This window comes from Aphanizomenon sp. CS-733/32 (genome assembly GCF_028330045.1).
Taxonomy (GTDB): Bacteria; Cyanobacteriota; Cyanobacteriia; order Cyanobacteriales; family Nostocaceae; genus Dolichospermum; species Dolichospermum gracile.
The window spans coordinates 22,163-37,487 of record NZ_JAQMSE010000019.1 but is presented as its reverse complement, the minus strand read 5'-3'; the positions used below and the strand labels follow the sequence as shown (position 1 = coordinate 37,487).

General features: G+C 39.1%; 12 protein-coding genes and 1 riboswitch. Of the genes, 2 read left to right on the top strand and 10 right to left on the bottom strand.

Annotated elements, in window-relative coordinates; all coding sequences use genetic code 11:
- Window positions 1-128: 128 nt before the first annotated feature.
- Window positions 129-260 carry a hypothetical protein gene (locus PN471_RS01395; protein WP_271775361.1) on the bottom strand — a complete coding sequence of 44 codons (132 nt, stop codon included), beginning with the start codon at window positions 258-260 and terminating at the stop codon, window positions 129-131.
- A 92-nt stretch (window positions 261-352) separates the two neighbouring features.
- Here PN471_RS01395 and PN471_RS01390 point away from each other — a divergent pair, with 92 nt between their 5' ends.
- The gene (locus tag PN471_RS01390; RefSeq protein ID WP_271775360.1) at window positions 353-1,003 is read left to right on the top strand and encodes a hypothetical protein; all 651 of its coding nucleotides are present in this window, start codon (window positions 353-355) and stop codon (window positions 1,001-1,003) included.
- Window positions 1,004-1,037: 34 nt separating this feature from the next.
- The gene (locus PN471_RS01385) at window positions 1,038-1,778 is read left to right on the top strand and encodes a hypothetical protein (RefSeq protein ID WP_271775359.1); all 741 of its coding nucleotides are present in this window, start codon (window positions 1,038-1,040) and stop codon (window positions 1,776-1,778) included.
- 124 nt (window positions 1,779-1,902) lie between these two features.
- Here PN471_RS01385 and PN471_RS01380 read toward each other — a convergent pair whose 3' ends face one another.
- The 9 genes from PN471_RS01380 to gap form a co-directional block, all read right to left on the bottom strand.
- Window positions 1,903-2,703 carry an Rpn family recombination-promoting nuclease/putative transposase gene (locus tag PN471_RS01380; RefSeq protein WP_271775358.1) on the bottom strand — a complete coding sequence of 267 codons (801 nt, stop codon included), beginning with the start codon at window positions 2,701-2,703 and terminating at the stop codon, window positions 1,903-1,905.
- Between the two features lie 260 nt (window positions 2,704-2,963).
- The gene (locus PN471_RS01375) at window positions 2,964-4,547 is read right to left on the bottom strand and encodes an HlyD family efflux transporter periplasmic adaptor subunit (RefSeq protein ID WP_271775357.1); all 1,584 of its coding nucleotides are present in this window, start codon (window positions 4,545-4,547) and stop codon (window positions 2,964-2,966) included.
- Between the two features lie 233 nt (window positions 4,548-4,780).
- Entirely contained in the window at window positions 4,781-7,774 is a 2,994-nt protein-coding gene (locus tag PN471_RS01370) for a peptidase domain-containing ABC transporter (protein WP_271775356.1), read from the bottom strand.
- 37 nt (window positions 7,775-7,811) lie between these two features.
- Window positions 7,812-8,516: a peptidylprolyl isomerase gene (locus tag PN471_RS01365; RefSeq protein WP_271775355.1), complete on the bottom strand. Its 705-nt coding sequence runs from the start codon at window positions 8,514-8,516 to the stop codon at window positions 7,812-7,814.
- Between the two features lie 513 nt (window positions 8,517-9,029).
- Window positions 9,030-9,773, bottom strand: a complete 744-nt coding sequence (locus tag PN471_RS01360) for a COP23 domain-containing protein (protein ID WP_271775354.1) — start codon at window positions 9,771-9,773, stop codon at window positions 9,030-9,032.
- A gap of 298 nt (window positions 9,774-10,071) precedes the next feature.
- Entirely contained in the window at window positions 10,072-10,716 is a 645-nt protein-coding gene (locus PN471_RS01355; RefSeq protein WP_193892934.1) for a universal stress protein, read from the bottom strand.
- Between the two features lie 160 nt (window positions 10,717-10,876).
- A riboswitch (cyclic di-AMP (ydaO/yuaA leader) is annotated at window positions 10,877-11,002 on the bottom strand.
- Window positions 11,003-11,443: 441 nt separating this feature from the next.
- On the bottom strand, window positions 11,444-12,469 hold the full coding sequence (locus tag PN471_RS01350; protein WP_193892778.1) for a transaldolase: 1,026 nt from the start codon (window positions 12,467-12,469) through the stop codon (window positions 11,444-11,446).
- Between the two features lie 195 nt (window positions 12,470-12,664).
- Window positions 12,665-14,095 carry a pyruvate kinase gene (gene pyk, locus PN471_RS01345; protein WP_271775353.1) on the bottom strand — a complete coding sequence of 477 codons (1,431 nt, stop codon included), beginning with the start codon at window positions 14,093-14,095 and terminating at the stop codon, window positions 12,665-12,667.
- Between the two features lie 151 nt (window positions 14,096-14,246).
- Window positions 14,247-15,272: a type I glyceraldehyde-3-phosphate dehydrogenase gene (gene gap / locus PN471_RS01340; RefSeq protein ID WP_271775352.1), complete on the bottom strand. Its 1,026-nt coding sequence runs from the start codon at window positions 15,270-15,272 to the stop codon at window positions 14,247-14,249.
- Window positions 15,273-15,325: the final 53 nt, after the last annotated feature.

The following is a 15,325-nucleotide window of genomic DNA, read 5'->3' as shown; positions in this document are numbered from 1 at the left end:
TTGTGATTTTAGGTACTTACAGATCCCCCCTAACCCCCCTTGTTAAGGGGGGAAATAGAGTCAAAGTCCCCCTTGTTAAGGGGGATTTAGGGGGATCTGAAAAAATTTGATACACCATGAGAGACTTTTCAAACACCCTCTAAACGACACAGTAATTTATAGACTTCTGGTAAACTTTTTAATTGTTCAAATTGACTTTCAACTAAATTCTTTACCCCTGATTCTATTAAATCACGGTTGTCGTTACAATAAACAGCCATATCCCCTTCATAATCCTCACTTACCTTCGACCTAATTAGAACCCGAACAGGCTTTCAAACGAGATTTTTCAGCGATTTTTGAAGGAGGATTTATGTCAAATCATTATTCAGGAAATAAACTTGAGGTTGCCAAGAGATTTAAAAGGGCTGCTCAAATATTGTTACTTCTAGGTATCTTGTCTCCAGTAGCAGTTCAAGCTGAGACAAATACAATATGCAATGATCCGAAAATAATAGACGATTTTTCAAACGCCCAGAATTATCACAAATATGGTCATGAAACACTTATGTGTGTTACAAGCTATCTCAAAGGTTGCTCAAAAGAATTTGTGTTTGCAATGATGACTTCCAATGCAGCTTATCTTGCACCACTTCCAGATAATCATGAACCTGTCACTAATTGCATGGAAAATACCCTAGCAGTTGTAGGAGGAATTACAACTACAGTTGATAATAAAAATTTCACAATAACAAACTATACTCGTACAAATCACGAACTATATCCAGGTAAAGTAACTCGAACAGTTATTCAACGAGGTGAAGGAATTTACGTTTCAACTGTTGGTGAAGGTGATGGTAAGTTTCCAGAAACAAATGAAGTTCTTGGTGATAACACTTTTATGCTTGTTGATAATTTGTTACAACATAACGTTCTAGAGAAATTGTGTGAGAACCAAAACTGTCAACCTCTAGACCCACCCGCTGGACTCCCCCTACGCATTATTTATCCCCGCGCGCATTAATTATTAAACAACTTATTAAGCTAACAGCCCAAATATGGAAGGAAAAATTCTCGATTACAACGCACAACAACAGAAAGGTCTCATACGAGGCAATGACGAAAACCGCTATGAATTTAATGCTAGTGAGTTTCGCAGCCAAGAACCTATTCGCATAGGTCAAACAGTACATTTCAAAATTGACGGAGAAAATGCCCTCGACATTTATCTACTAAAAGGCAACAATCTTATTTCTGTTATTACTAACGAAGAAAACATTAGCAAACTAAGCCAAAAAGCTAGAGAAATAATCAGCCAATCTATTCAAGGTGATAATCATAATCCCTTGGGTGTTGGTGCTTCGGCATTAGCAATTATTACCTTATTTCTCCCATTAGTTAAGCAAATAAACAATTCTAAAAACCATTTGATTAACGATGCTATTGGCATAATTTCATTATTTCTCCTGCTGGCTTTAGGATATCTATTCTACACAGGTGCGAAAAGAATTCAAACTAGAGTCCTGACTGGTATCATCAGTGGACTATTGCTGAGTGGAATATATGATATGTTTGAGCCAATGCGTGACATCTGGAAACAAGAAGAGGCAGCGCGGCGTTACTTGAAAACTGATTCAGGAAAGTTTGTAGGCGGTTTAGCCCAAGCAATTGACCCATCCTATACACCACCTAATACTGGCTTCTTTGATGTTGCCAAGTTTGGTTTCTTTGCGGTTATACTGGCAATAATCGCTCTGTTATTTCTCGCATTCATGGGTAGCTATAAAGAAAAACATTAATCCTTTTCTCACTTTTCAGCAAACCCTATATACACCCCACTAACTCCTCTTTTCCGAATGAATCTATTTCTCCCATTTACGCTATAAAAACCAGATAGAGAGAAATAGATATTTTCAATGTTAATTATGCCAAATTTTGTAAAGCTTGAACTTCCTCAAGAGTTAATTCTGTAACTTCAGCAATTTGTTCCAAATTCATCCCAATTCGTAACAAATTTAAAGCTAACTTTCTGGTTGTTTCTACCTTACCTTCAGCCTTACCTTCAGCCTTACCTTCAGCCTTACCTTTAGCTTTACCTTCTTCGAGTATTTCTTGATAAATGACTGATTCGCGCATAATCTCACTCCTGAGAATATTCCTAATTACATCTTTTTTTAATACTAAACCTGCTAAGATGCTGCTGGCAGCAGCAATGTTTTTTTGTTGCTGTTGATCGGTAATTGCTTCCACAGCTTGCGCTACCTGGGCTAATACCATTGTAGGATCTTTTGTCTGACTTAGCACAGCAAAAGGCAATAAACCAGGAACAGTCATAAATTTATCTGTGGGTTGTTCCCATAGACGAATGACATCAAACTGATGGTAAGTATTTTCTAATCTAAAACTGTTTTCATGGACTAGTTCTGACTCTGTTTTTCGCAAATAAATCACTATTTGACGCATTTTTTTCTGAGGAAACCGACGATAACCCCTAACACGATAATCTAACACCCTAAAGGGTATATCTTTGTCAGGGTCTGTTTGAAATTCAAGATGCAGAACTAATTCATCAGATTGTAATAGTATGAGTGAATCGGCTCTAATTGGTTCGTTAGATAATTCTGTAGGACTAAGTTCTGTTAATTTAATTGGTGAACCTAGTAACCATGTTGCTAAGTCGTCTTTGAAGTTTTCAGCAAGAAATTTGCAGATGTTGTCATACATGAGTTAAATAACAAGGTTGATTTTGTAAATATTTGATAAAGTAATAAAGTAATTTTGCATATCCAATCCATACAGTAATGTTTATGAATTATACTATAGCACTATGTACTTGAATGATATACAGTGATTAAATTGTAAAACCTGTAGAGGTGGGGTTTACCCGGCCTCGATGGCATTGCATCCAACCGATAACCGCTATATATAAAAAAATAGGGGTAATTCATGAATTACCCCTACTGAATAATGAATTTTAACTATCTTTAACGTACTTCGTTCAAACTTTCAATTTGCTTGGTAAACATTTCTGTAAACAAACTCATCACAGTACGTTCTTCCCGGACTTTAATATTAGCAGTAATAGACATACCGGACTGTAAGGATATTTTTCTATCTTGATTGGTGAGACTTAATTGTTGTTTATCTAACTGGATTTTGGCTGGAAATCTATAAAATTGATGGTTTTGGTCGGGAGGTAAAGCATCTGAACCAATACCAATTACTTTACCTTTGATATCACCAAATTCACTAAAGGGAAAGGAGTCAATTCTCACATCTACATTCATACCTTTCCTCACAAAACCAATATCTTTATTGGTGATGAAAACTTCGGCTATGAGACTGTCTTTGGGGACGATTTGCAGTAATTTTTGGGTAGAATTGGCAACAAAACCCGGATTTTTAGCTTGTAAATCAAAAACTACACCTCCTACTGGAGCGCGGAGTTCTTGATATCTAACATTTAATTGTGTTTGGGAGATTTTACTATTAATATCTGCTAAACGCTGTTCATTGTCCAGGATAATTTTCATGAATTGACTATCAATTTCCGCAATCCGTTGTTTGTTAGCACCGATTTTTTCCAAAATAGTTTTATCAGAACTAGCAACCGTATTGGTTAATTGCTCTTTTCCCTTATCAATCTCAAATTGTAGTCGTTTTGCTTCTTCCTGCAATTGTGATATTTCTGCTGAAAGGGTTTGTACCTGTTGTTTCTGATTCAGATATTGCAGTTTAGAAATTCCACCTTCTTCAGCTAAGGTTTTGAGACTAGCTAAAATCTGACTTTGAATTGCTAAACCATTTTTAGTATCTTGCAGTTTAAATCTGGTTTGAGAAAGTTGTTTTCGGGTTTTTTCAACTTCCAAATCTGCGGCTTTGGAACGAGATGCTAATTCTGTTTTTGCAACTGCTAATAATTGTTGTTCATCAATTCCTGTACCTGCTGCTCCTGGTAAATTTCTTAATTGAGAACGTAATAGTTCATTTTCTGTTACTAAAGAAGCGCGACTTTTGAGCAAAAAAGCTGATTCTCCTGGTAGTTTACGGCGTAAAAATGCTATTTCAGTATCTATTCCGGTACTTGCTCCCATTAAGCGACGATAGATATTGTTCTCTTGAATTAAGGCTAATCGAATCTTATTCAGTGAATTTAATTCGGCTAAGGTTGCAATGGAATCAAAAGTTAATAATAAATCTCCTTTTTTTACCTCTTTACCATCTTTGACATACAGTGCTTTTACAACTCCATTTATGGGAGCTTGTACGTCTTTGACTGTTCCTTCTGGTTTTAATTGTCCTGTGGCGGGAACTACTTGCTCAATTTTCGCTAAACAAGCCCAAATAATCCCAAAACAAGCTAATCCCATGAGAGTAATCATGATGGTTCGTGACCAAATCGGGGATTGGCGTAAAACTACAGATTGCTCGAAGTTATTAAAATTAAAATCGGGTTTTGGCTGTTTAGGAGCGGGTTTGGGTGGTGTTAATACTTGTGCATCTCTATAAGAACCGTTACCATTTCCGTTGCCGTTGCCGTTGGTGTAACTACGATTAAGTTGAGTCATAATAATTTGGGATTTGGGATTTTAGATTGAATATTTAGTGGTGTGTAATTTTAGAGTTTGAAAGGTCTAATGTATGACTTGCTTTTGTTAGTTTTCTCGGTTTCCTACTCTGTATAGGAATGAATTATATAACGGCTTTAGGCAGAGCCTCTGTAATGGCATTCCCAGTCAGAGACTGGGAACGAGATGAACAGGGTAAAGCATGAGCTAAACCCCTACAACTAACTAACAAATTACAAGTTTACTTCCTGTTGTTGATAAAGGTAGAAATAATGACCTTTAGCCGCCATGAGTTCTTGATGACTACCTTGTTCTATCATTCTACTGTTATCCATGACGACGATAGTATCGGCATTACTAACAGTATTTAAACGGTGGGTAATGAAGAAGACTGTGTTGCCTTTAAAGGCGCGAGCTAAGTTGAGACAAATTTGCCTTTCTGTGGGATAATCTAGGGCGCTGGTGGCTTCGTCTAAAACTAAGATTTTAGGTCTTTGTAATACAGAACGAGCGATCGCAATTCTCTGTCTTTGTCCACCAGAAAGGGCTGATCCCCGTTCTCCAACTCTTGTATTATAACCATTGGGCAAGGTCATAATAAATTCATGTGCAACAGCAATTTCTGCGGCTTCAATAATTTCCTCAGTTGTGGCATCAGGATTTGTTAAGGCAATATTTTCTTGAACTGTGCCATCGAATAAGAGCGTATCTTGGGGAACTACACCAATTTGCCGCCGCAGCGAATAAAGTTCGACTTTGGCAATGTCGTAACCATCAACTAAAATTCTGCCAGATTCTGCGTCATAAAGTCTGAGCAGTAATTTCATCATTGTACTTTTGCCTGAACCACTTTGTCCGACAATGCCTACAAATTTACCTGCGGCAAATTCGACGCTAACATTGCTGAGTTGTAGTGGGCCGCTGGCAGCAAATCGGAAGGAAACGTTTTCATATTTAACAGCACCGTTTACAGCAGGAAGGGGAATATTATTCCGATCTATTTCTGCCTCTTGTGGTGTGTCCACAATATCACTTAATCGTTCTAAGGATAAACCAGTTTCTTGGAAGTTTTGCCAGATTTGCGCCAACCGTAAGATTGGGGTAGTAACGTAACTAGAAATAATCCGAAAGGCAATTAATTCTCCTAATGTTAATTCTCCTTGCAAAACTAAATAAGCTCCCACCCACAAAACTAATAAACTACTAAGTTTGCTGAGAAACTGACTGGTTGAATTAGCTAATGTGGAAGTCAGCACAGTTTTAAAACCGGCAGCGACAAACTTAGCGTATTTCTTTTGCCAAGAAAACCGAGAGCGTAATTCAATATTTTGGGCTTTAACTGTTTGAATACCTGACATAACCTCAACCAAATAAGATTGAGTTTCGGCATTCCGTTCAGCCTTAGTTCTTAATTGTCTACTGACTGTGGGAGCAGCGATTAATGTCACTACCACAAACAGAGGAATTGTCCCTAATCCGACGAAAGTTAGTTGCCAACTGTAAAACAACATGACAACTATATAAACAACGGAAAATAGGGCATCTAACACTACTGTTAAAGCCGTACCGGTGAGAAACTGACGGATGTTTTCTAATTCATTAATTCTGGTGGATAGTTCACCAACTGGGCGTTTATCAAAATAGCGCAGTGGTAAGCGCAGTAAGTGGTCAATAATTTGTGACCCCAAACTCATATCAATGCGGTTGGTGGTATCTACAAATAGGTAAGTCCGCAAGGTAGTTAATACTGCTTCAAATACACCCACTGCTAATAGTAATACTCCTAGAATATTCAGGGTACTAATACTATTTTGGACGATGACTTTATCAATGATTAGCTGAATAACCAGAGGATTAGCGAGGGCAGCTAGTTGGACGAAGAAGGAAGCAATAAATACTTCTATCAGTACCCGGCGGTAACGTGATAAGTAAGGAACAAACCACCCTAAACCAAAGCGTTCTTTCGGTGTTTCTTTGGTTGCACTCAGTAATAAAACTCTAACTTGTGGTTGCAGATTAGCATCATCGGTTTCTAATTCTTCTACTAATTGATTAATTTGGCAGTTGATAATGCCTTGAGATGGTAAACCCAAAACTACTGTTTTTCCATCTACTGCATAGAGGACAGCAAAACTGTCACGATAGCGAATTAATGCTGGTGTCGGAATCCGATTGATGGAAACAGCAGGAACATCAACTAGCTGGGATTTAAGTCCAATTAGTTCGCATAAATAAGCGCAAACTTGAAAAGATATACTCCCTTGACGCTTAATTTGGTCGTTTAAAATGCGGCGGACTACTTCTTTCCGAAAGGGCATTTCTAAATGCTTGGATAGCATTTGAAAACAAGCTAGAGTGGCATCTAATTCTCCTTGTCCCCGGAAAAATGGATAGTTTTGATTTTTAAATTGCTTGTTTGATGTGGTGGGGGGAACAAATTCTGGTTCTTGGGCGTAGGGAATTTCCGAATCTACTCTGCTATCTGATATAGTTTCTAATGTTTCTGATTCGATGGTAACACCATCAAGTAATGATAGGTCTTGAGGATTAATGCCCAATAGGCGGAGAGGAATGTTGCCTTTAACTTCAATTACGTCGGTTTCTAGGCGAGAATTGGGTGGGAAATTGGGTAGGGAACTAGGACCACTCACGAACCATACGCGATCGCTATCTAATTCTCTTAAAGCAGTTTTTCCTGGTGATAAATAATGAATTTTTGCTTCTAATTGAGCCTGTTGGGTAATGTCTTTGAGGTTGTGATTGACTAAAGCTTTTTGTGCTACCTGGGAACTCAAAATATCAAATATTTCAATGAGGTGACTTATGTGTTGACGAGCTTTAGCAAAGCCTGGATTGCGGTTGATAAATTGGAAATAATCTGCGGCTTTCCAGGTTAAACAGATGACTTCTGTGGAAGCGATCGCGGTTTCACAAGGAAGTTCACGTAACCAAGAAATTTCGCCAATTATTGCCCCTGGTTGCAGTAATTTTAAGGTAGTTGGTAATTGGTTTTGGGGATTATATCCCAATAGTCTGACGTTACCTTGATAAAGAATAGCGATCCTTTCTGGTAGTTGTTCTTTACCAATAATTTTTTGTCCTATGCGATAACGTAAAGGCTGGAGAATTTGTGATGATGCGAGTTTGTTAATTTCCTCCTTTGATAATTGATCAAATCCTTCAATACTGGCAATGAATTCTTCAAAGGTACTCTGGGTATAAGTCATATTGATTGAGTTATCTATTTCACTTTATATTGGCGATTTACATGGTCTGGATCTGACATTTTTTTTCTGTCATTTGTGCTTGTAACCACTGATTAAATCGTTCATTTAGTAACCTTTGTCCCATGGAACGATCTAGTTGGGCTGGTAGGATTTTTTCTAAGCGAACAATTACTATCACGTTATTGATTTGAGTTGGGGGTGATAGTTGTTGTGGTTGACTTTTGGAGAGGATACTCACCAATGTGGGATGGAGGGATTGTAAATCTATGGGTCCGACTAAGCCATCTGTTTGGGATTCTGGTCCTTGGGCGTATTCCCGTGCTAATTCCGCAAAAGATTGTTCACCCTCTTGAATACGAAAGTAGATTTCTTGAGCGATACCAACTTCTGAGGTGGTAATTAGGGAATAAATTACCCTATCTAACTGGCTTTTCCGTTGCAAAAAGTAGGAGTTTAAATCCCTTCCCCAGGTTTCCTCTTTGAACTTTTCTAGTTTCAATTGTCGTACCGCCATAATTTTCAGTTTTTGGAAACTTTCGCTCTGTGGTTCTAGTCCCTGATATTGTTGCGATAATTGTTCACAGGCTAGTTGTTCCTCTTCTGGGGTACAGACAATTTCTGCGATCGCTTGATCAATAAGTATTTCCTTAATTAATAGCGGTAGTAGCTGGTATTCCGACAATAATGATAAAACTTCTGTAGGCTGGAGGGTGCGATCGCCCAATTGTAGAACTTGATTCATATTACTTGTAATCAGGTTTGTCACCATTGTTAATTTCTCTTCAAAAGATAGTAGAATTAGATTGTCACCAAGTTATATTTTGGTTAAATTATACAATTTATGACAACTTTACTTTGCTTTGGTTTCAGTGTAGTATTTAAATACTAATTATTTGCCAATAACCAAAAGTTGATTTCTGGGCATTTAAGTAGTCAGGGTGTTGATATTTGGATATTATCGTACCAACTTACCATAAATTAATAAATTTGTCATATCAAACTTACTTTCTAGGAAATGGGGAATAATGACGAATTAGCAGCCTAAATTAGATAACCAGTCATTGCGGTGATTGCCTATTCTTCACTTACTCACTAATCTTCAAAAATCAATCCATCCTGAGAAATAATTACAACACCTAATAAGTTAATACAGGACAAAATTATATAAAGGGTAAATTTAATTTCTCTAAAAAGGTAAATATAATCACAAAAATACTGTAGGGGCAATCCCACCTGTGGTTGCCCGGAATCATAATTAACGAAATCTGCCCGGATTTAGACGACTGGGACTTTGAGGCCTGGTATTAACTTGAATTGCTATTCCATTCCTCAGTTTTCCGCCTGTACCACCATCTTTAGGATCAAGGTATGGTTTCAAATTAATCCCACCTTTAGCAGAAGTAACCTGATTCTTGCTCCCACCTAAAAGCGTTCGTCCCAGACTGTATAAGCTATTGTCATTGCTGCTGTTACGATTATTGTAGGTATTGACAGCAATAGTTTGTTGTCCAGTATCAGCAGTAGTTAAGTTTTGGAAGACACTATTGCGAATAGTATAAGGATCTTTGCCACGAGGGACTGTTAAGACAATTCGACAACTGGGTTGGGCTTCGGTGGTGACACAGATAATATTTTCCCTATTTTCTCTGGCTATTTGCAGTTCTTGTAATCCATCTGGGCGATATGATTCTAAACGGGTAGCGATCGCCTGACAACGTTTTTGAGCATCCCAACCGCCTCCTAAACTCTGAGGTGCAGCCCAAGCAAAGTATTGTCCTGGTTGGCTTTGGGGCTGATACATGACTGTAAACTGTCCATTGTTAGATTGACAACTAAACCTGGTGCTACTGTCGTCAACGGTGGTGGAAGTTGGGATGGTGGTTGATGAACCCGATGGTACTGTAGGAACAACAACTTGAGCAAAAGCTACAGTATTACTAAAAAATAAAGAACAGCCCAGACTACCCAACAATAAAACCCGAATTGATTGTAATGGCATAAATATAACCTCTGTTAGAAACAGGTAAATAGCTGATATCTCTATTGACGGAGAATATATTTTTTTGATTCATTAACAATACCTGTTTTTTTGTTTTTAGTATACATAGCAGAAACCGCTACAAGCTAGGAGGAATTATCAGCAGCTTACAGCGGTTTCTCGATTAGGTTGTAGTTCACAGAAATAGGTGCGTTGTAGGCGATCGCAATCCAAGGACGCTTATACTCCGTTCCCGGTGAAAAATTACCTATCTTCTTTTCTTCTTCCTTCCTGTTCTTCGTGTCTTTAAAAACAGATATTATTCATCAATACAATGGGGAATACCCAAAACTGCACAAGGGAAGTTTTTACCGAGTGTTGCTATCATGGGATGATGACTAGATTGGCATCCTAAAAAGAGAATATCTGCACTTTCTAATTGCACAACCTTTTTCAGTTCTTTTGCAGTGTTGCCAAACCGCAAATGAGATTTAAACGAACCTTGCCATTCTTCAGCTAAAGTTTTTGCTTGCCAAACAATTCTATCTGCTTCCTTGATGGAAGTTATAGATTCTTTGGCTAATTGCGGTAAAATTGCTGTTCCTTTGGGTTGATTTAATCGCCAGGTGGCTGGCTTTGATGTCTGGCTGAATTGGTATTCTAATTGAGCTTTATTATCAGCAATATTGACTATATCAACAGATTGATAATTGAAGTTTTCTGCTACTACATAAACAGCTTGGACTGTAATTTGAAAGTTAGTAGCTAAACTCGTTTGGTGAGCAATCCAACAGGCTATATCTAGGGCTGTGTGACTTTGAGGTGAACCATTATAGCCCACGATAAAATTAGCTGATTTAGCCTGGGAAACTCTTTCGGAAAATGAGGTTTGAGCTTCTGGCAATAATACCATTTGTTCAATTAGGTCATCACGACCGATAGCACTTTGTAACCGTGCTAACATTGGCTTGATTTTCACAGTTTTAACTTCTCTCCCTTGCAACGATTAGTCAATGAGAAGCGGGGGATAAAAATTGTAAATTTCAGATTTATCTCAAATCCAAAATCTAAAATTTATTTAAGGAAGCCCTAATCATAACTGATATTACAGCCAAGACTTTGGAAGTTCCTTCCATTGCCGACGGAGTTAGCTGACGGGCTAAGACTGGAAGGTGTCTCTCGTAAGATTAGCCCCAAATACTTGGTTCCTCCGTTTCAAATTCAGGTTCGATGAATTTGGATTAGGCTACCCACTAAAAATATAGTAATACTATTACACTAGGTTTAAATAAAGTCAAGGTTAAGAATATTGAGGATATGCTTGTAGTGAGCAGCTTGATTAGTAATTTTTCCTATTTTCTGTAATATTTAATGATTTAAACTATTTTGATTTAACAAAATTTCAAAGGTGAGAATTTAGTGATAATTAGTGATTTAAGTATATTTAACGGTTATTTTTCAGGATTTAATAAAAGCCTTGTAAGTAGGTTGGCGTTGAAAATTGTCGTTATAGCAAGGCAAGAGGCAATAGGCAATAGGCAAGAGTAAAGAAGTTTTCAGCGATTTTACGTTTTTTTACACAGTTTGGTTTTATTGTGTTCACCTACTTAGTAGATCAAGCGGGTAATAGGTAAAAGGAAATAGGTAATAATTTTACCAATTACCCATTACCAATTACCCATCACCAATTATTAAGCAGTTACCTTTTCACTTTCTAAACGAGCCAATCTTTCAGCTAATAGTTTTTCCAAAGAAATCAAAGCTTTGGTGAAACCATCAATACCTTCTGAGAGTTTATCAGAAACCATGCGATCTGCTTGCAGCAGAGCTTCGCTATCGCCATTGTGTATTTGATCAAACGTAGCTTTATCAACAGAGATTTTGGCAATTGGTAAACCTGCTGCTTTTGCGGGATCAAGTTTGCGCGGTAATTCAGCCACAGTGTTTTGCAATTCTGTCAACAAACCAGGAGAAATAGTTAACAAATCGCAACCAGCCAATTCTGTAATTTCGCCGATATTACGGAAACTAGCGCCCATGACCTCGGTTTTATAACCAAACTTTTTATAGTAGTTATAAATTGTGGTGACAGACAATACACCTGGATCTTCTGCGGAGGGATAGCTGTCCCGACCAGTATCTTTTTTGTACCAGTCAAGAATCCGACCCACGAAAGGAGAAATTAAAGTGATCCCAGCTTCCGCACAGGCGATCGCTTGGTGCAAACCAAATAGTAAAGTTAAGTTACAGTGAATACCTTCTTTTTCCAAAATTTCCCCAGCTTTGATACCTTCCCAAGTGGAGGCAATTTTAATCAAAACCCGCTCTTTAGAAATACCAGCAGCTTTATACTGAGCGATTAAATCCCGTGCTTTAGCCACAGTAGCATCTGTATCATACGATAACCGAGCATCTACTTCTGTAGACACCCGACCGGGGATAATTTGTAAGATCTTTAATCCAAAAGATACCGCCAGACGGTCAAAAGCCAGAGATACCACCTGGGCTTGACTAGCACCAGCGCCCGCATCTTTTTTAGCTTTGAGTAAAGTTTGATCAACAATATCCTGATATTCTGGCATTTGTGCCGCAGCGGTAATCAGTGAGGGATTGGTAGTAGCATCTTGAGGTTTAAACTGTTCAATTGATTGGATATCTCCGGTATCCGCTACCACAACGGTTACTGCCCGTAGTGCTTCTAGTAAGTTCTTAGGCATAACATACTCCAATGTCAGTGGTCAGTAGTCAGTTGTTCGTTGTCAGTGGTTAGGGAACAGGGAACAGGGAATAGGGAATAGGGAATAGGGAATAGGAAATAGGTAGGATATTGAATTTTTCTTACCTCTTGCCTCTTGCCTCTTGCCTCTTGCCTCTTGCCAATTACCCATTACCAACTACCTATTTTAGATGCGTCATGCCGTAATTGGCTGTCCAATAGAATGCACTTTAATTAAACTTGTTGTTCCAGATTGACCAATTGGGACACCAGAGGTAATCACCACCTTGTCTCCTTCTTGAACCAAACCACTAGCAACAACAGTCTCTACCACATTCACAAACATTTCTTCAGCATTGTGAACAGGTTGAATAAGTAAAGGTTCTACACCCCAAGATAAAGCCAATTGACGATAAGCGGTACAGTCGGAAGTAAGCGCAATAATCGGTGTGCTGGGACGATATTTAGACACCAGTTTGGCTGTACTTCCTGATGTTGTATTACAGAGAATCGCTTTTGCACCAGTTTCATAGGCAATACGACACACCGATTGAGATACTGATTCTGTCACTGTCAAACTACCCGCTTTCGGACTCCAAGAATGTCTATGTCCCTCTTGGAGTACGGTTTCTGTTCTTAAAGCGATATTGTGCATAGTTTGAACAGCAGCTATGGGATATTCGCCCACTGCGGTTTCTCCAGATAACATCACCGCATCTGTTCCATCTAAGATTGAGTTAGCAACGTCTGTGGCTTCAGCGCGAGTGGGGTCAGGGGCGCTAATCATAGACTCTAACATTTGGGTAGCCGTAATCACTGGTTTACCAGCTTGATTACAACGACGGGCAATTTCTTTTTGAATCAGGGGGACTTCATAAATCGGTACTTCCACCCCCAAATCACCACGGGCAATCATAATTCCGTCAGCAGCTTCTAGGATAGCATCTAGCTGTTCTACTGCTTCCGCTCGTTCAATTTTGGCAATGAGGCGAATCTTTGAGCCAGCACCTTCAATCATCCGGCGTGCAGGTTCGAGGTCTTGGGGCGATCGCACAAAGGACACTGCTACCCAGTCTACTCCTAATTGTATCCCAAATCGTAAATCCATTAAATCTTTTTCTGTAATCGAACTTACAGGTAAAGGAGTTGCAGGTAAATTTACACCTTTATGAGAAGAAATCAAACCGCCAATATTTACATGAGCATGAATTCTATCAGCGTCACGACTGGTAACAGTTAATTTCACCCGACCATCATTAATTAAAATTGGTTCACCACAGCGCATCATGGCGAATAGAGTGGGTAGAGGTAAGGGTAACTCATCAATATTTTCACCCTTCTCTTGTAAAAGAAAAGTCACCTCAGTTCCAGCTTCCAACATTAACCCTTCCGGTGGTAATTTCCCCAAGCGAATCTTTGGACCACACAAATCCTGCATAATTGCAATTGGCTTATGTAAATCCTTGCTAATTTGTCTTAAATGATGAAAAACCTGAGCGTGAGCCTCATAAGCACCATGAGAAAAATTCAACCGCGCCATATTCATTCCCGCTCTTACCAAAGCTTCTAACTTCTCAGGTGAAGATGTAGCAGGTCCAATAGTACAAACAATTTTAGTGCGACGCATAAGTATGTAAGGAGTAACGTTAAGGTAGCACACTCCGTTAAGCCCTGGAAGAGGCAGGGGAGCAGGGAGCGGGGAGCAGGGGGAGAAGAATATTAATCTTGCTCTTACCTCTTGCGGTTCTCACTGTCACCTGTCACCTCTCACCTGTCACCTAAATCAATCCTTCTTTTTTGGCCATTGACAACATCAAATCAACGACGCGGTTGGAGTAACCCCATTCGTTGTCATACCAAGAGACAACTTTGAAGAAATTGCTATTCAGTTCAATTCCTGCACCCGCGTCGAAGATGCTAGAGTGGGAATCACCTTGAAAATCTGTAGATACTACCTCTTCATCGGTGTAACCCAACACACCTGCTAAATTACCTTCCGCAGCTTTTTTCATGGCTGCACAGATTTCTTTGTAAGAAGTGGCTTTGGTGGTTTTGAAAGTCAAGTCAACTACGGAGACATCAGGAGTAGGAACTCTCAAAGCCATTCCTGTTAATTTACCTTTCAATTCTGGTAATACCAAAGCCACCGCTTTAGCCGCCCCTGTAGCCGAGGGAATAATATTTTGACCCGCACCCCGTCCACCGCGCCAATCTTTGCGACTGGGACCATCTACCGTGGGCTGAGTGGCTGTTGTGGCGTGAACTGTAGTCATTAACCCTTCGGCTAAACCGAAGTTATCATTAATGACTTTCGCAATGGGAGCTAAACAATTTGTAGTACAACTTGCATTAGATACAATCAAGTCTTTGGCGGGGTCAAATAGGTGATGATTTACACCCACGACCATTGTTTTTACCTTTTCAGGTTCTTTTGTCGGTGCAGAAATCACAACCCGCTTTGCACCTGCTTTCAGGTGATTTTCCGCCCCAGCGTAGTCGGTGAAAAGTCCTGTAGATTCAACAACATAATCTACTCCCAATTTACTCCAAGGTAGTTCTGCGGGATTTCGCATGGATACACAAGGAATAAAATGACCATCAATTACAATCCCGTCTTCTCTAGCTGCAACTTTGCTTTTCAATCTCCCGTGTGTAGAGTCGTACTTGAGAAGATAAGCAAGGTTATCGGGAGGAACTAAATCGTTAATTCCTACAAATTCAATATGAGGATTAGCAAGACCAGCACGTAACACAAGTCTACCAATTCGACCGAATCCATTAATACCAATTTTCAACTTCGTCAAAATTAAACCTCCTGTGTTGGGAATTTCAGCAAAGGTTAACTGGCCCGGTTAAT